The sequence below is a fragment of the Pseudomonas sp. BF-RE-21 genome, assembly GCF_019947305.1.
Taxonomy (GTDB): Bacteria; Pseudomonadota; Gammaproteobacteria; order Pseudomonadales; family Pseudomonadaceae; genus Aquipseudomonas; species Aquipseudomonas migulae.
Window position 1 is genome coordinate 50,844 of the sequence record NZ_JAGYGF010000009.1, and the last position, 17,168, is coordinate 68,011.

At 60.9% G+C, this 17,168-nt stretch carries 14 protein-coding genes and 3 tRNA genes; 16 read left to right on the forward strand and 1 reads right to left on the reverse strand.

Annotated features, from left to right (window positions below; translation table 11 throughout):
• Positions 1-34: 34 nt before the first annotated feature.
• The 4 genes from leuB (at position 35) to KGB25_RS09260 (ending at position 6,396) form a co-directional block, all read left to right on the forward strand.
• Positions 35-1,117, forward strand: coding sequence for a 3-isopropylmalate dehydrogenase (gene leuB / locus KGB25_RS09245; RefSeq protein ID WP_008028295.1), 1,083 nt, complete (start codon positions 35-37; stop codon positions 1,115-1,117).
• Positions 1,118-1,185: 68 nt separating this feature from the next.
• Positions 1,186-2,298, forward strand: coding sequence for an aspartate-semialdehyde dehydrogenase (gene asd / locus KGB25_RS09250; protein ID WP_008037636.1), 1,113 nt, complete (start codon positions 1,186-1,188; stop codon positions 2,296-2,298).
• Between the two features lie 245 nt (positions 2,299-2,543).
• Complete coding sequence (locus KGB25_RS09255; RefSeq protein WP_223434814.1) at positions 2,544-3,554, forward strand: aspartate-semialdehyde dehydrogenase; 1,011 nt, start codon at positions 2,544-2,546, stop codon at positions 3,552-3,554.
• A 208-nt stretch (positions 3,555-3,762) separates the two neighbouring features.
• A complete protein-coding gene (locus KGB25_RS09260; protein WP_223434815.1) occupies positions 3,763-6,396 on the forward strand; it encodes a FimV/HubP family polar landmark protein in 2,634 nt (877 codons plus the stop codon).
• A 163-nt stretch (positions 6,397-6,559) separates the two neighbouring features.
• On the opposite strand, the gene KGB25_RS09265 is transcribed toward KGB25_RS09260, so the two are convergent.
• On the reverse strand, positions 6,560-7,219 hold the full coding sequence (locus tag KGB25_RS09265) for a M24 family metallopeptidase (RefSeq protein ID WP_223434865.1): 660 nt from the start codon (positions 7,217-7,219) through the stop codon (positions 6,560-6,562).
• A gap of 191 nt (positions 7,220-7,410) precedes the next feature.
• Here KGB25_RS09265 and truA point away from each other — a divergent pair, with 191 nt between their 5' ends.
• The 12 genes from truA (at position 7,411) to KGB25_RS09325 (ending at position 16,949) form a co-directional block, all read left to right on the forward strand.
• Positions 7,411-8,235: a tRNA pseudouridine(38-40) synthase TruA gene (gene truA, locus KGB25_RS09270; RefSeq protein WP_032828713.1), complete on the forward strand. Its 825-nt coding sequence runs from the start codon at positions 7,411-7,413 to the stop codon at positions 8,233-8,235.
• Positions 8,236-8,298: 63 nt separating this feature from the next.
• Positions 8,299-8,922, forward strand: coding sequence for a phosphoribosylanthranilate isomerase (locus KGB25_RS09275; RefSeq protein ID WP_223434816.1), 624 nt, complete (start codon positions 8,299-8,301; stop codon positions 8,920-8,922).
• 209 nt (positions 8,923-9,131) lie between these two features.
• Positions 9,132-10,052 carry an acetyl-CoA carboxylase, carboxyltransferase subunit beta gene (gene accD / locus KGB25_RS09280; protein WP_008028281.1) on the forward strand — a complete coding sequence of 307 codons (921 nt, stop codon included), beginning with the start codon at positions 9,132-9,134 and terminating at the stop codon, positions 10,050-10,052.
• Complete coding sequence (gene folC / locus KGB25_RS09285) at positions 10,049-11,356, forward strand: bifunctional tetrahydrofolate synthase/dihydrofolate synthase (RefSeq protein WP_223434817.1); 1,308 nt, start codon at positions 10,049-10,051, stop codon at positions 11,354-11,356. Before accD ends, folC begins: the two co-directional genes overlap by 4 nt.
• Positions 11,340-12,005 carry an SPOR domain-containing protein gene (locus KGB25_RS09290; RefSeq protein WP_008037624.1) on the forward strand — a complete coding sequence of 222 codons (666 nt, stop codon included), beginning with the start codon at positions 11,340-11,342 and terminating at the stop codon, positions 12,003-12,005. The genes folC and KGB25_RS09290 overlap by 17 nt, the downstream gene beginning before the upstream one ends.
• A gap of 99 nt (positions 12,006-12,104) precedes the next feature.
• On the forward strand, positions 12,105-12,665 hold the full coding sequence (locus KGB25_RS09295; protein WP_008028275.1) for a CvpA family protein: 561 nt from the start codon (positions 12,105-12,107) through the stop codon (positions 12,663-12,665).
• 41 nt (positions 12,666-12,706) lie between these two features.
• Positions 12,707-14,212 carry an amidophosphoribosyltransferase gene (gene purF / locus KGB25_RS09300; protein ID WP_007935163.1) on the forward strand — a complete coding sequence of 502 codons (1,506 nt, stop codon included), beginning with the start codon at positions 12,707-12,709 and terminating at the stop codon, positions 14,210-14,212.
• Positions 14,213-14,344: 132 nt separating this feature from the next.
• Complete coding sequence (locus tag KGB25_RS09305; protein ID WP_192416852.1) at positions 14,345-15,556, forward strand: O-succinylhomoserine sulfhydrylase; 1,212 nt, start codon at positions 14,345-14,347, stop codon at positions 15,554-15,556.
• Positions 15,553-16,329, forward strand: coding sequence for an SDR family oxidoreductase (locus tag KGB25_RS09310; protein ID WP_008037619.1), 777 nt, complete (start codon positions 15,553-15,555; stop codon positions 16,327-16,329). Before KGB25_RS09305 ends, KGB25_RS09310 begins: the two co-directional genes overlap by 4 nt.
• A gap of 234 nt (positions 16,330-16,563) precedes the next feature.
• Positions 16,564-16,639: transfer RNA gene (locus tag KGB25_RS09315), tRNA-Val, on the forward strand.
• A 54-nt stretch (positions 16,640-16,693) separates the two neighbouring features.
• A tRNA-Asp gene (locus KGB25_RS09320) sits at positions 16,694-16,770 on the forward strand.
• A 102-nt stretch (positions 16,771-16,872) separates the two neighbouring features.
• Positions 16,873-16,949 (forward strand) — tRNA-Asp (locus tag KGB25_RS09325).
• The last annotated feature ends 219 nt before the right edge of the window (positions 16,950-17,168 follow it).

A 17,168-nucleotide genomic window follows, 5' to 3' on the forward strand; every position in this document is an offset into this window, starting at 1 on the left:
CCAAGGGCACACCGACTGATGACATGAGGAAAGCATGAGCAAGCAGATTCTGATTCTCCCAGGTGACGGTATTGGCCCGGAAATCATGGCCGAAGCAGTCAAGGTGCTGGAACTGGCCAATGACAAGTACAACCTGGGCTTCGAACTGAGCCACGACGTGATCGGCGGCGCAGCCATCGACAAGCACGGCGTGCCACTGGCCGATGAAACCCTGGAGCGTGCTCGCGCCGCCGATGCTGTTTTGCTGGGCGCCGTGGGCGGCCCGAAATGGGACACCATCGAGCGTGACATCCGCCCTGAGCGCGGTCTGCTGAAAATCCGTGCGCAACTGGGCCTGTTCGGCAACCTGCGTCCGGCGATCCTGTACCCGCAACTGGCCGAAGCTTCCAGCCTGAAAGCCGAAATCGTTTCCGGCCTGGACATCCTGATCGTTCGCGAGCTGACCGGCGGCATCTACTTCGGCGCGCCGCGTGGCACCCGCACTCTGGAAAATGGCGAGCGTCAGTCCTACGACACGCTGCCGTACAGCGAAAGCGAAATCCGCCGCATCGCCCGTGTCGGTTTCGACATGGCCATGGTGCGCGGCAAGAAGCTGTGCTCGGTGGACAAGGCCAACGTGTTGGCTTCCAGCCAGCTGTGGCGTGAAATCGTCGAAGAAGTGGCCAAGGATTACCCGGAAGTCGAACTGAGCCACATGTACGTCGACAACGCCGCCATGCAACTGGTGCGCGCACCGAAGCAGTTCGACGTGATCGTCACCGACAACATGTTCGGCGATATCCTGTCTGACCAGGCGTCGATGCTCACCGGTTCCATCGGCATGCTGCCGTCGGCATCGCTGGATACCCACAACAAGGGCATGTACGAGCCTTGCCACGGTTCGGCGCCGGACATCGCGGGCAAGGGCATCGCCAACCCGCTGGCGACCATTTTGTCGGTGTCGATGATGTTGCGTTACAGCTTTAACCAGTCGGGTGCAGCGGATGCCATCGAGAAAGCCGTGAGCCTGGTGCTGGATCAGGGCCTGCGGACGGGCGACATCTGGTCGACCGGTTGCACTAAAGTCGGTACGCAGGAAATGGGTGACGCAGTAGTCGCCGCGCTGCGGAATCTGTAATCTCTCGGGCCCGCTGCCACTTTCCACTTCGAAAGCAGCGGCCCACTTTTCAAGAAGGTGTAGTTGCGATGAAACGTGTAGGTCTGATCGGTTGGCGCGGTATGGTCGGTTCCGTGCTCATGCAGCGGATGCTGGAAGAGCAGGATTTCGATCTTATCGAGCCGGTGTTTTTCACCACTTCCAATGTCGGTGGCCAAGGCCCGTCCGTGGGCAAGGACATTGCTCCGCTCAAGGACGCTTACAGCATTGAAGAGCTGAAAACCCTCGACGTGATTCTGACCTGCCAGGGTGGCGACTACACCAGCGAAGTCTTCCCGAAGCTGCGCGAAGCCGGCTGGCAGGGTTACTGGATCGACGCCGCTTCCAGCCTGCGCATGCAGGATGACGCGGTCATCGTGCTGGACCCGGTCAACCGCAAGGTCATCGACCAGCAGCTCGACGCGGGCACCAAGAACTACATCGGCGGCAACTGCACCGTCAGCCTGATGCTGATGGGTCTGGGCGGTCTGTTCGAAGCCGGTCTGGTCGAGTGGATGAGCGCCATGACTTATCAGGCAGCCTCCGGTGGCGGCGCGCAGCACATGCGTGAACTGATCAAGCAAATGGGCGTGACCCACGGCGCTGTCGCCGATCAACTGGCCGACCCGGCCAGCGCCATCCTCGACATCGACCGTCGTGTGGCCGAAGCCATGCGCAGCGACGCGTACCCGACCGAAAACTTCGGCGTACCGCTGGCCGGCAGCCTGATCCCGTGGATCGACAAGGAACTGCCGAACGGTCAGAGCCGCGAAGAGTGGAAGGCCCAGGCCGAGACCAACAAGATCCTCGGTCGCTTCAAGAGCCCGATCCCGGTCGATGGCATCTGCGTGCGTGTCGGCGCCATGCGCTGCCACAGCCAGGCACTGACCATCAAGCTGAACAAAGACGTGCCGATCGCCGACATCGAAGGGCTGATCAGCCAGCACAACCCTTGGGTCAAGCTGGTGCCGAACAACCGCGACATCAGCATGCAGGAGCTGAGCCCTACCAAGGTTACCGGCACCCTGAATGTTCCGGTTGGCCGTCTGCGCAAGCTGAACATGGGGTCGCAGTTCGTCGGCGCATTCACCGTCGGCGACCAGCTGTTGTGGGGCGCGGCCGAGCCGCTGCGTCGCATGCTGCGGATTCTGCTTGAGCGTTGATCGATTGAAGCAATGAAAGAACCCGTGCCTTGAAAGGGGCGCGGGTTTTTTTATGGAAATTGTGTCGCCAGCAAGGGCCTCTTCGCGGGCAAGCCTCGCTCCTACAGGTGCGGCGCGATCCCATGTAGGAGCGAGGCTTGCCCGCGAAGGGGCCGGTACAGGCGCCGCAAATCCCCGGCAGAAATTGCCTGCACGCCACCCACCCGGTAAAGTGCCGCTCCCCCCGTTTCGCCAGAGGTACACCCATGAGCCAGTCCTTTGATATTGCCGTGATCGGCGCCACCGGTACTGTCGGCGAAACGCTCGTGCAGATTCTCGAAGAACGCGACTTTCCGGTCGGTAACCTGCACCTGCTGGCCAGCAGCGAATCCGCCGGTCATTCGGTGCCGTTTCGCGGCAAGAACGTGCGGGTGCGGGAAGTCGATGAGTTCGACTTCAGCAAAGTACAGCTGGTGTTCTTCGCCGCAGGTCCGGCGGTGACCTTGAGTTTCGCCTCGCGCGCCACGGCGGCCGGTTGCTCGCTGATCGATCTGTCCGGCGCCTTGCCCGCCGATCAGGCGCCGCAGGTGGTGCCGGAAGCCAATGCTCATGTTCTGGCCGGTCTGAAAAAGCCATTCCAGGTCAGCAGCCCGAGCCCGTCGGCCACCACCTTGGCCGTGGTGCTCGCACCCTTGCTCGGTCTGCTCGATCTGCAGCGCGTCAATGTGACCGCCAGCCTGGCCGTTTCTGCCCAGGGCCGCGAAGCCGTCACGGAACTGGCCCGGCAAACCGCCGAGCTGCTCAATGTGCGTCCGCTGGAGCCGAGTTTTTTCGATCGGCAGATGGCCTTCAACCTGCTGGCGCAAGTCGGCAAGCCGGATGAAAACGGCCATACGCTGCTGGAAAAGCGTCTGGTGCGTGAGCTGCGTCAGGTCATGGCCTTGCCTTCATTAAAGATTTCCGTCACTTGCATTCAAGCCCCGGTGTTTTTTGGCGATAGCTTTAACGTGACCCTGCAGTCTGCAAGCGTCGTGGACCTGGTAAAAGTCAACGCGGCGCTGGAAGACGCTCCGGGTATCGAGCTGGTGGAAGCCGGCGATTACCCGACGCCGGTCGGCGATGCGGTAGGGCAGGATGTGGTCTACGTCGGTCGGGTTCGCGCTGGAATCGACGACCCGTCGGAACTTAATGTGTGGCTGACGTCAGATAACGTACGCAAAGGCGCGGCGCTCAATGCTGTGCAGGTGGCTGAATTGTTGATAAAAGACCTGCTGTAAAAGATACTTGGCAACAATTTGCAGAATGATTCTGGTCGGGCGTCATGCTCGACCGGATTGCTGAAGGCAAGCCACCCTGCGAGGCTTTCCGGGGCATGAAAGAAATGATCGCGCGCGACGACCCTTCGCCGCCGCGCGCAATGCCTTACGGCAGCGACTATCAACACCTTCTCGCTGGCCGAGGAATGTTCAAACAAAGGATGAGGCTATGGTTCAAGTTCGCAAACTGGTGTTAGCAATAGCGGCCGCCTCGGCGCTGTCCTCCGGTATGGCGCATGCGCTCGGGCTCGGGGAATTGACCCTGAAGTCGTCGCTGAACCAGCCGCTGGTGGCGGAAATCGAATTGCTCGACGTCAAGGAACTCACGGCTGCCGAATTGGTGCCGAGCCTGGCGTCGCCCGAAGATTTCGCCAAGGCCGGTGTCGACCGTCAGGCATTCCTCAATGACCTGAGCTTCACCCCGGTGCTCAACGCCAGTGGCAAAAGCATCTTGCGCGTGACCTCCAGCAAGCCGCTGTCCGAACCGATGGTGAAATTCCTGGTTCAGGTGATGTGGCCCAACGGTCGCCTGCTGCGCGATTACAGCGTGCTGCTCGATCCGTCCAAATTCTCGCCGCAAACCGCTGAAGCGGCTGCGCAGCCGGTACCGACTCAGACTGTCGCTGCACCGGTGACCGGCGCTACCAAGCCGACCCAATACACCACCACGCCGCGCGATACCCTCTGGGAAATCGCTGCGAAGGCGCGCAATGGCGGCTCGGTTCAGCAAACCATGCTGGCCATCCAGGCGCTGAACCCGGATGCCTTCATCAACGGCAACATCAACCTGCTGAAAACCGGTCAGGTGCTGCGCCTGCCGGATCAGACGCAAGTCGCCAGCGTGCCGCAACCCAAAGCCATTGCCGAAGTCGCTGCGCAGAACACTGCGTGGCGTCAGGGGCGTCGCTATGTGGCGAAGCCTGGAGCAGGGCAGCAGCAACTCGACGCGACCAAGCGCCCTCGCGCTGAAGGCGCTCCCGTGCAGCCCGCCAAGGACAAACTGAGCCTGGTGTCTGCCGAGTCCGGCAAGGCCGGTGGCAAAGGTGCTGCAGGTGATGCGAAGGCCTTGAGCAACAAACTGGCCCTGGCCCAGGAAAGCCTCGACACGACCCGTCGTGACAACGCTGAACTGAAAAGCCGCATGACCGATCTGCAAAGTCAGCTGGACAAGCTGCAACGCCTGATCGAGCTGAAGAACAATCAACTGGCCAAGATGCAGGCAGAAGGTGCTGCGGGTGCGCCGGCTGCTGCTGTCGCGGCGGCCCCGGCGATCTCGGCCGAATTGACGCCGAGCCCTGCGCCTGTAACGCCAGCCCCGGTGGCGGCCGCTCCTGAGGCAACGCCAGCTCCGGCTGAAGCGCCTGTCGAGCCAGCGCCAGCCGCGTCTGACGATCAGAAATTCAACGACCTGCTGACCAATCCGGTACTGCTGGGTCTGGTCGGCGGCGGGGCAGTGGTTCTGCTGCTGTTGCTGCTGTTGCTGGCCCGTCGCCGCAAAGCCCAGCAGGAAGCCGAGAAACACCTGCGGATGGCCCGTGCCTTGTCCGAGGAGCAGGATTTCTCCGCTGATCTGGATTTGCCTGAAAGCAGCTTCGAAGGTCTGGAAGTGCCGCCGCCAAGCGTGAAGCTCGCGACCGCGCCAGCTCCTGCACCCGCGCCCACCCCGGCTCCCGCTCCGGCACCGGTCATTGAGCCAGTGGTGGTCATGCCGCCGATTGCCGCGCCACTGGTCGCGCCTGCCGCTGATCGTGATGACGACGTGCTGACCAAGGCGCAGTCGCACATGGCCGCCGGTCGCCTGAATCAGGCGGCGGCGTTGCTGGAAGATGGCATCAAGCAGGAGCCTCAGCGCAGTGACCTGCGTCTGAAGCTGATGGAAGTCTATGGCCAGCAGGGCGACCGCGACGCGTTCGTGGCCCAGGAGCGTCAGCTCGTGGCCAACGGCGAAAACTTCGCCCGTGTCGAAGAGCTGAAAAGCCGCTTCCCGGCCATGGCGGTCGTCGTGGCGGGTGGTCTGGCTGCTGCGGCCGTCGCTGCCGAACTGGACGCCGAATACGTCAAAGAGCTGTTGATGGACGAGTCCGAAGAGCCGGCGCCGGCACTGGCCGATGACGACTTCGACAGCGCGTTTGATTTGAGTCTGGATGATCTGGAAAACGTCGTTCCTGTGGTGGCTGCGCCTGAGCCGACGCCTGAGCCAGAACCAGAGGCTTTGGCCGAACTGGATGAATTCCCGCTGGACGACGACCTGAGCTTTGAGTCGGTGTTGCAGCAACAGACTGAAATCAAGGAAAACCTCGACGACCTGTCGGACTTCGATCTGGACATGGACCTCGGTGCCGATCCGTCGCCAGGGATCCTCGATGAAGACGATTTCCTGTTGAGCCTGGATGACGACGTCAAGGACTTGCCTGCCGTGGAAGTGCCAGCCGCCGCTCCTGAGGTCGCGCTGGATGATCTGGAGCTGCCGGCGGATTTCGATCTGTCGCTGGCCGATGAAATGGACGCTCCGGATGCATTTGCCGCTGAGCTGGATGACGTCAACGCCGAGCTGGATCGTCTGTCGCAGAGCATTAGCGAGCCGACCTTCACTGCCGAAGACGCATTGGCTTCCGCCGCTGATGAGCCGGAATTCGATTTCCTCTCCGGCACCGACGAAGTCGCCACCAAGCTCGATTTGGCCCAGGCCTACATCGACATGGGCGACGCCGACGGCGCGCGGGACATCCTCAATGAGGTGGTCAGCGAAGGTGACGCGGGTCAGAAGAGCGAAGCCAAGGAAATGCTTTCGCGTCTGGCTTGAGTGATCGGTAAGGCATAAACAAAACGGCAGCCCATTGAGGCTGCCGTTTTTGTTTTACCGATAATGCGATGGTGTCTGTTGAGGTGTCTTCGCGGGCAAGCCTCGCTCCTACAGGAGTTGTGGATTCCCGTAGGAGCGAGGCTTGCCCGCGAAGCTTTTCGGTTCAGGCCAGCAAATCCTCATAAAACGCACCAAACGGCCGGGTAGGGTGGGCGATCTGGATTTCCAGAATCCATAACCCCACATTCGGACATTCCTCGAAATTCCCCAGATCCCCGGCACGATAAATCGCATGGGGGAAATCACTGACCCGGTGCCCCTTGATTTCCAGGTTCAGCTTCCAGCCCATCGCCGTCGCCTGTTCGTCGGCGTAGCGATACAGCTCGGGACCGGCCACCTGCCGGGTTCGCCAGTAATCGTGAACCTGATCGAACAAGGTCTTCGCGGCCGTCGCGCACGCCTTCATCTCGGAATCGTCGCCGACGACGAACGTTGCGCCGGAGTCGCCTTCATGGCGATCCCAGACCACGCCGAGGTCGATAAAGAAAATGTCGTTCTCGGCCAGTACCGGATCGCCTTCGGAGCGTTGCTTGAAGGTTTTCAGGGTGTTTTCGCCAAAGCGGATCTTTGACGGGTGCCAGATGCGGTCCATCCCGAGTTCGTTCAATACGTCGAGGCTCATGGCCAGCGCCTCGGACTCACGTATGCCGGGTTTGATGCGTCGGGCCATTTCGTCGATGGCTTCCCACGTCTTGCGTTTGGCGTGCAGCATGCCTTCCAGGCTGTACGCCAGGCCGACGGCTTCTTTGAGAGGTGCATTCATCATCAGGTCTCGGTGGTGTTCTGTTTTTTTTCGTTGTGTAGTTATCTATATAGCGAAGTCTGTATGGACACTGCAACGGCACAAACGACACACGCCTCTGGCGCCCCGGTCCGGCGGCCTTATAATGCCCGCCTTTGCGTAGATCAGCAGGCTGTCACTCCTTGGCAAATATAGATAACCCGGCCGCCGAAATGGCGGCCGACGGCTTTTTCCGCATCGCGTTGGGCGTTGAATACAAAGGCTCTCGCTATCGCGGCTGGCAGCGTCAGGCCTCCGGCGTGCTCACGGTGCAGGAAACCCTGGAAAACGCCTTGTCCAAAGTTGCCGACTCACCCGTGTCGCTGCTGTGCGCCGGGCGCACGGACGCCGGCGTGCATGCCTGCGGGCAGGTGGTGCATTTCGATACACAGGTCGAGCGGTCGATGAAAGCCTGGGTCATGGGCGCCAACATCAACTTGCCCCACGACGTCAGCGTCAGTTGGGCCAAGGTCATGCCGGCGCATTTCCATGCGCGGTTCAAGGCCATCGCCCGGCGCTATCGCTACGTGATCTACAACGATCAGATCCGTCCGGCGCACCTGAACGAAGAAATTACCTGGAATCACCGTCCGCTCGACGTCGAGCGCATGGCTGAGGCTGCGCAATACCTGGTCGGCACCCACGACTTCAGCGCTTTTCGCGCCGGGCAGTGCCAGGCCAAATCGCCGGTCAAGGAGCTGCATCACCTGCGCGTCACGCGTCACGGCAAGATGATCGTGCTGGATATTCGCGCCAGTGCCTTCCTGCACCACATGGTGCGTAACATTGCCGGTGTATTGATGACCATCGGCGCCGGCGAGCGTCCGGTGGAGTGGATGAAGGAAGTGCTGGAGAGCCGTATTCGCCGTTCTGGCGGGGTAACGGCGCATCCATTCGGCCTGTATCTGGTGCAGGTCGAGTACCGCGACGAGTTCGAATTGCCTGAACGTTACATTGGCCCACACTTCCTGACCGGTTTCACCGAACTTGACGGCTGACGCCCTCGAACGCATTTGTTACCATCCGGGACTTTCTCGGATTTACCCTGAGGTTTTATCGACATGTCAGCCGTTCGCAGCAAGATTTGCGGGATTACCCGCATAGAAGATGCGTTGGCGGCGGTCGAGGCCGGGGCTGATGCCATCGGGTTTGTGTTTTACGCCAAGAGCCCGCGGGCCGTGACGTTCCAGCAAGCGCGCGACATCATCAAGGCGCTGCCGCCGTTCGTGACGACCGTGGGTTTGTTCGTCAACGCCAGCCGTTGTGAGTTGGGAGAGTTGCTCGACGCCGTGCCGCTGGACCTGTTGCAGTTCCATGGCGACGAAACCGCTGCCGACTGTGAAGGCTGGCATCGGCCGTACATCAAGGCGCTGCGGGTCAAGGCCGGCGACGACATTGCGGCGGCATGCAATGCGTTTCCAAGTGCCAGCGGTATCCTGCTCGACGCCTACGTTGAAGGTGTACCTGGCGGAACCGGCGAAGCGTTCGACTGGTCTCTGATACCGCAAGGCTTGAGCAAGCCGATCATCCTGGCGGGCGGTTTGACGCCGGACAACGTCGCCGAAGCGATTACCCGGGTTCGGCCTTACGCCGTGGACGTCAGTGGTGGAGTAGAGGCGAGCAAGGGCATCAAGGATCACGCAAAGATTCAGGCATTCATTAACGCAGTACGCAGCAGCAAGTAGTTGATGTGACGGCTGGCAGACTGCCGCCGTCCCAAAATGCACTGCGCTGCACAAAGCAGGCACGGCTGAGGATTGATGGGTTGTACGCAGGTCACGCTTCACTGACCCGGCCACCCACCGATCATCGCCACACACATGAATTTAGCTCAAGGGCATACGCGGGGCTGCGAACCAGAGCGTTCGGGCCGCCGGTACTGGAGAAAGAAAGCATGAGCAACTGGTTAGTAGACAAACTGATCCCTTCGATCATGCGTTCCGAGGTCAAGAAGAGCTCGGTGCCTGAAGGTCTGTGGCACAAATGCCCGTCTTGCGAGGCTGTGCTGTATCGTCCGGAGCTGGAAAAGACCCTGGATGTTTGCCCCAAGTGCAACCACCACATGCGTATCGGCGCCCGCGCCCGTATCGACATTTTCCTCGACGCCGAAGGCCGCAGCGAGCTGGGTGCGGACCTGGAGCCAGTCGACCGCCTGAAATTCCGCGACGGCAAGAAGTACAAGGACCGTCTGACCGCTGCGCAAAAGCAGACCGGCGAGAAAGACGCACTGATCTCCATGAGCGGCACCCTGCTGGGTATGCCAGTGGTGGTTTCGGCCTTCGAATTCTCCTTCATGGGCGGTTCCATGGGTGCGATCGTCGGTGAGCGCTTCGTACGCGCCGCCAACTACGCCCTGGAAAACAAATGCCCGATGATCTGCTTCGCCGCTTCCGGCGGTGCGCGGATGCAGGAAGCCCTGATTTCCCTGATGCAAATGGCCAAGACCTCTGCGGTACTGGCGCGTCTGCGTGAAGAAGGCATTCCGTTCATCTCCGTGCTGACCGATCCGGTCTACGGCGGCGTCTCCGCCAGCCTGGCGATGCTTGGCGACGTGATCGTCGGCGAGCCGAAAGCCCTGATCGGCTTCGCCGGTCCACGCGTGATCGAGCAAACCGTTCGCGAAAAGCTGCCGGAAGGCTTCCAGCGCAGCGAATTCCTGCTGGAGCACGGTGCGATCGACATGATCATTCACCGTCAGGAACTGCGTCCGCGCCTGGGTAACCTGCTGGCGCAACTGACCGGCAAGCCGACGCCGAAATTCGTCGCCGCGCCAATCGAGCCGATCGTCGTTCCGCCGGTGCCTGCAAACATATGACCCAACGCACCCTTGGCGAGTGGCTCGCCTACCTTGAGCAGTTGCACCCTTCGGCCATCGACATGGGCCTTGAGCGCTCGCAACAGGTAGCGTCCCGCATGGGGCTGGGCAAGCCGGCGCCTCGGGTGATCACGGTCACCGGCACCAACGGCAAGGGTTCCACCTGCGCATTCGTGGCTTCATTGCTGCGAGCGCAGGGTCTGAAGGTTGGTGTCTACAATTCTCCGCACCTGCTGCGTTACAACGAGCGGGTGCAGGTCAACGGCGTCGAAGCGACGGATGCCGAGCTGTGCGAAGCCTTTGCTGCGGTAGAGGCGGGGCGTGGCGAAACTTCCCTGACTTACTTCGAAATGGGCACCCTGGCGGCGTTCTGGCTGTTTCAACGGTCAGCGCTGGATGCCGTGGTGCTGGAAGTCGGTCTGGGCGGGCGGCTGGACACGGTCAACGTGGTGGATGCCGACATGGCGCTGGTGACCAGCATCGGCGTGGATCACGCGGATTATCTGGGCGACACCCGTGAGTCAGTGGCCTATGAAAAGGCCGGCATCTTCCGCCAGGGCGCGCCTGCGCTCTGTGGCGACCTGAATCCTCCTCAACCTCTGCTGGACAAGGCGCGCGAGCTGGCTTGCCCGTTTTTCCTGCGGGGGCGCGATTTTGACCTCGGTGTCACCGATCACAACTGGCAATGGCGCGGTCTTGACGCTCAAGGGCGTGTAGTCGAGTTGCATGATCTGCCGTTGCTTGATCTGCCGATGGAAAACGCCGCGCTGGCGTTGCAGGCGTACCTGTTGCTTGGTTTGCCTTGGGTCGATGCGCAGATTATTGATGTGCTGAAAGCCACGCGAGTGGTCGGTCGCCTCGACCGCCGCCAGTTCGACTGGCAGGGCAAGCGTCTGAACCTGTTGCTGGATGTGGGGCATAACCCTCACGCCGCCGAGTACCTGGCCCGTCGTTTGGCGAGCCGACCGCCGGCCGGCAAGCGTCTGGCGGTGTTTGGGTTGCTGGCGGACAAGGATCTGGATGGTGTTGTCGGCGAATTGAATGCTAGTGTCCAGCACTGGGCTGTTGCGCCGCTGGATTCTCCGCGGGCGCGACCGGTCGCCGATTTGCACGGGGTGTTGCACAACCTTGGTGCTTCAGTCGCGTCCTATGACAGCGTGGCCGCCGCCCTGGAAGGGCAGTGTGCGCTGGCGACGAGCGACGACGAAATTCTGTTGTTCGGATCATTTTATTGTGTTGCCGAGGCCCTTGAATGGCTGGCCCGGCGCTCCACGGAGGAAGCGGCAAATGGCATTGCTGGATAAGGCTTACAAACAGCGCATGGTCGGCGCCCTGGTGCTGGTGGCGCTGGCGGTGATTTTCCTGCCGATGCTGTTTTCCCGTCAGGATGAGCAGCGTCAGGTGACGGTCGAAGCGCCAGCCGCCCCGCAAGCGCCTTCGGTGCCGCAGGTGCAGGTCGAGCCGGTGGCGGTACCTGAGCCGCAAGTCTTGCCGCAGGAGCCTGTGCCGAGTGATGACGACATCGCGCAGCAGGAAGAGCCCGTAATGCCGATCGCGCCGACTGCACCCGTCGCGCCTGCGCCTGCCGCAAAACCGGTAACGCCGCCTCCGGCACCGGCTCCGGTCAACAAACCGACGACTGCGCCGAGCCAGCCGATTACCGCTGCACCGGGTAAGCCGGATACTACTCAAAGCCGCGTCGACGCCAATGGCCTGTCGGTCAGTTGGTCGGTGCAACTGGCCAGCCTGTCGAGCCGCGCCAGCGCAGAAAACCTGCAAAAAACCCTGCGCAGCCAAGGCTACAACGCCTACATTCGCACGGCTGACGGCAAGAATCGGGTGTTCGTGGGGCCGTTGATCGAGCGTGCGGAAGCTGATCGTCTGCGCGACTTGTTGAACCGCCAGCAGAACCTCAAGGGTTTTGTGGTGCGCTTCCAGCCTGAGCGCGGTTGAAAACTATCGACCCGATTTGAAATGCACTGACAATCGCAGCTTACCGATAAGCATGGGCTCTGCTAAAATGCGCCGCCTTATCCGTCTGTAGGCTGCACTGTGCCATTTACCTGGGTTGACTGGGCGATCGTAGCAATCGTCGCCATCTCCGCATTGATCAGTCTGAGCCGCGGCTTCGTCAAAGAAGCATTATCGCTGGTGACCTGGATCATCGCAGGAGTCGTCGCCTGGATGTTCGGTGGTGCATTGTCCGAATACCTCGCCGGATACATCGAAACGCCATCGGCACGTGTGATCACGGGCTGCGCAATAATGTTTGTCGCCACGCTGATCGTAGGCGCAATGATCAATTATCTTATCGGCGAATTGGTTCGCGTCACCGGGTTGTCCGGGACCGATCGATTCCTCGGCATGGCCTTCGGCGCCGCGCGTGGCGTGTTGCTGGTGGTCGTGGCGGTCGGGCTGTTGAGCCTGGGGCCGGTACAGCAGGACGGGTGGTGGCAACAGTCGCAACTCGTGCCAAAATTTCTATTGGTCGCAGACTGGTCCAAAAACCTGATTCTCGGGTGGAGCAGTCAGTGGCTTGCCAGCGGTATCAGCGTACCCGCTGAAATACCGTTCAAGGAGCACCTCTTGCCGACGGCCAAAACGCCTCAGTGAGTTGTGTTCAGTTCAGATCCATTAAGTAGGGGTTGCGTCGCATGTGTGGCATCGTCGGTATCGTCGGTAAGTCGAACGTCAATCAGGCGCTGTATGACGCGCTAACCGTCCTCCAGCACCGCGGCCAGGACGCTGCCGGTATCGTGACCAGCCATGACGGCCGGTTATTCCTGCGCAAGGACAATGGCCTGGTGCGTGACGTGTTCCATCAGCGTCACATGCAGCGTCTGGTCGGTCACATGGGCATTGGCCATGTGCGTTACCCGACCGCGGGCAGCTCGACCTCGGCCGAAGCTCAACCGTTCTACGTCAACTCGCCTTACGGCATCACCCTGGCGCACAACGGTAACCTGACCAACGTTGAACAGCTGGCCAAGGAGATTTACGAATCTGACCTGCGCCACGTCAACACCAATTCCGATTCGGAAGTGCTGCTCAACGTGTTCGCGCACGAACTGGCCCAGCGTGGCAAGTTGCAGCCTACCGAAGAAGACGTGTTCGCTGCCGTCACTGACGTGCACAACCGTTGCGTCGGTGGTTACGCTGTCGTGGCGATGGTGACCGGTTACGGCATCGTCGGTTTCCGCGACCCGCACGGCATCCGTCCGATCGTTTTCGGTCAGCGTCACACCGACGAAGGCGTCGAGTACATGATCGCCTCCGAAAGCGTGTCCCTGGACGTGCTCGGTTTCACCCTGATTCGCGACCTGGCACCGGGCGAAGCGGTCTACATCACTGAAGACGGCAAGCTGCACACCCGTCAGTGCGCGACCAACCCGTCCCTGACTCCGTGCATCTTCGAACACGTCTACCTGGCGCGTCCGGACTCGATCATTGACGGTGTCTCGGTTTATAAAGCCCGTCTGCGCATGGGTGAGAAGCTCGCCGAGAAGATCCTGCGCGAGCGTCCGGATCACGACATCGACGTGGTTATCCCGATTCCGGACACCAGCCGTACCGCTGCTCTGGAGCTGGCGAACCACTTGGGCGTCAAGTTCCGCGAAGGCTTCGTGAAGAACCGTTATATCGGCCGGACCTTCATCATGCCGGGCCAGGCCGCACGGAAAAAATCCGTACGCCAGAAGCTCAACGCCATCGAACTGGAATTCCGCGGCAAGAACGTGATGCTGGTGGATGACTCGATCGTTCGCGGCACCACTTGCAAGCAAATCATCCAGATGGCCCGCGAAGCTGGCGCCAAAAATGTCTACTTCTGCTCCGCGGCACCGGCCGTTCGCTACCCGAACGTCTACGGCATCGACATGCCGAGCGCCCACGAGCTGATCGCCCATAACCGTTCGACCCAGGACGTCGCGGATCTGATCGGCGCAGACTGGCTGATCTATCAGGACTTGCCTGACTTGATCGAAGCGGTCGGTGGCGGCAAGATCAAGATCGACAAGTTCGATTGCGCGGTGTTCGACGGCCAGTACGTGACCGGCGACGTCGACGAGGCTTACCTGAACAAGATCGAGCAGGCACGCAACGATGCCTCCAAGGTCAAGACGCAGGCAGTCAGCGCGATCATTGATCTGTACAACAACTGAGTAAACGCGCGGCCTGTAGGAGCGAGGCTTGCCCGCGAAGCTTTTGGTGTTCCCAAAGGCCCCTTCGCGGGCAAGCCATGCTCCTACAGGCCGTTTTTGTATCTATTAGCGAGTAGGGCAAGGAGTGACAGCATGAGTCAGGATTGGGATGCCGGTCGGCTGGACAGCGACCTCGAAGGCGTAGCGTTCGATACCCTGGCCGTACGCGCCGGTCAGCACCGCACGCCGGAAGGCGAACACGGTGATCCGATGTTCTTCACTTCCAGCTATGTATTCCGTACCGCCGCCGACGCGGCCGCACGTTTTGCCGGGGAAGTGCCGGGCAACGTTTACTCGCGTTACACCAACCCGACCGTGCGCGCGTTCGAAGAGCGCATTGCCGCGCTGGAAAGCGCCGAGCAAGCCGTGGCCACCGCCACTGGCATGGCCGCCATCATGGCGGTGGTGATGAGCCTGTGCAGCGCCGGCGATCATGTGCTGGTCTCGCGCAGCGTGTTCGGTTCAACCATCAGCCTGTTCGAGAAGTACTTCAAGCGCTTCGGCATCGAAGTCGATTACGTGCCTCTGGCGGATCTGTCCGGCTGGGACGAGGCGATCAAGGCCAACACCAAATTGCTGTTCGTCGAGTCGCCGTCCAATCCGCTGGCTGAGCTGGTGGACATCGCCGAACTGGCGAAAATCGCTCACGCCAAAGGCGCGATGCTGGTGGTCGACAACTGCTTCTGCACGCCTGCGCTGCAGCAGCCGCTGAAGATGGGTGCGGACATCGTCGTGCACTCGGCGACCAAGTTCATCGACGGCCAGGGCCGTTGCATGGGCGGCGTAGTGGCCGGTCGCAGCGAGCAGATGAAAGAAGTGGTCGGTTTCCTGCGTACCGCCGGGCCAACCTTGAGCCCGTTCAACGCGTGGATCTTCCTCAAAGGCCTGGAAACCCTGAACCTGCGCATGAAGGCGCACTGCGCCAATGCCCAGCAACTGGCCGAGTGGCTGGAGCAGCAGGACGGTATCGAGAAAGTCCATTACGCCGGCCTGAAAAGCCATCCGCAACACGCGTTGGCACAGCGTCAGCAGAAAGGTTTCGGCGCCGTGGTGAGTTTCGAGGTCAAGGGCGGCAAAGAGGGCGCGTGGCGCTTTATCGATGCAACCCGATTGATTTCGATCACCGCCAACCTTGGCGACAGCAAGACCACCATCACCCACCCGAGCACCACCTCCCACGGCCGTCTGGCGCCGCAAGAGCGTGAAGCAGCGGGCATTCGTGACAGCCTGATCCGCATTGCGGTCGGTCTGGAAGACGTGGCCGACCTGCAGGCTGATCTGGCGCGCGGGTTGGCTGCCTTGTGATCGAGTTGTCCACGCCGACTACCAGTTCCAATGGCCGCGTCGCACTGGTGACCGGTGCTGCGCGGGGCATTGGTCTGGGGATTGCGGCCTGGCTGATCAGCGAAGGCTGGCAGGTGGTGCTGACGGACCTGGATCGGGTGCGTGGTTCGAAGGTGGCGAAGGTGCTGGGCGACAACGCCTGGTTCATCGCCATGGACGTCTCGAACGAAGGGCAGGTGGCGTTGGGTGTTGCCGAAGTGCTGGGGCAGTTCGGGCGTCTGGATGCGCTGGTGTGCAACGCGGCAGTGGCCGATCCGCACAACATCACCCTGGAAAGCCTCGATCTGGCTTACTGGAATCGGGTACTGGCGGTAAACCTCAGCGGGCCGATGCTGTTGGCCAAGCACTGTGCGCCGTACCTGCGTGCTCACAGCGGTGCGATCGTCAACCTGGCCTCGACCCGCGCCGGGCAGTCAGAACCCGACACGGAGGCCTATGCGGCGAGCAAGGGCGGACTGCTGGCCTTGACTCACGCCTTGGCAATCAGTCTTGGGCCGGAAATTCGCGTCAACGCCGTCAGCCCTGGCTGGATCGATGCGCGAGACCCTGGGGTGCGGCGTGCCGAACCCCTCACCGAAGCCGACCATGCGCAGCATCCGGCGGGCCGGGTAGGGACGGTCGAGGACGTGGCGGCGATGGTTGCCTGGTTGCTGTCGAAGAATGCGGGTTTCGTCACGGGCCAGGAGTTTGTGGTCGATGGCGGCATGACCAAGAAGATGATTTACAGCGAATAGCAGTGCGGGGGCGGTCTTCTGCATTGATGCCGAATGTGTCGGCCTCTTCGCGAGCAGGCTCGCTCCCACATTAAAAACGCGGCCCACTGTGGGAGCGAGCCTGCTCGCGAAGCGGTCTGACGGCCGCGCACATCCCCGGGGATGACACGATTTTGTCTTTTTCAGAAAAACTTCAATCCTGCTATTGACTTAGCTTCGTTAGGTGCGTAAATTTCGCGGCCTCAGAGAAGCAAAGGGTGATTAGCTCAGCTGGGAGAGCGTCTGCCTTACAAGCAGAATGTCGGCGGTTCGATCCCGTCATCACCCACCACTTCTTGAGACTCTTGCGAAAGCAGGAGGGAAGCTGAAAAGCCTCCACCGACGCGCAGCGGTAGTTCAGTCGGTTAGAATACCGGCCTGTCACGCCGGGGGTCGCGGGTTCGAGTCCCGTCCGCTGCGCCATATTTTCCAAGTCAGGTTTATCCCTGATTTGAGATTGAAAGAGAGATTGAAAAGTCTCTGAGCTTCAATCAGACGAGTTAGGACGCAAGTCCAAAGCGATACGCAGCGGTAGTTCAGTCGGTTAGAATACCGGCCTGTCACGCCGGGGGTCGCGGGTTCGAGTCCCGTCCGCTGCGCCATATCTGCCTCAAGGCCCACTGAACGCCTTGGAGCTACGAAGAAGCCTCTGGTGATCTTCGAGTCGATAGCAAAGACCCTGGTCGAAAGACCGGGGTTTTTTGTGTCTGAAATTTGGCTTTTATGCCACTTCACGCTTACCCATATGACCTTTCTGCACGTCCGTTGCATAAAGGACTTCCTTCGTAGCTCCGACATTAATTAGAATCACTCTCATTTAC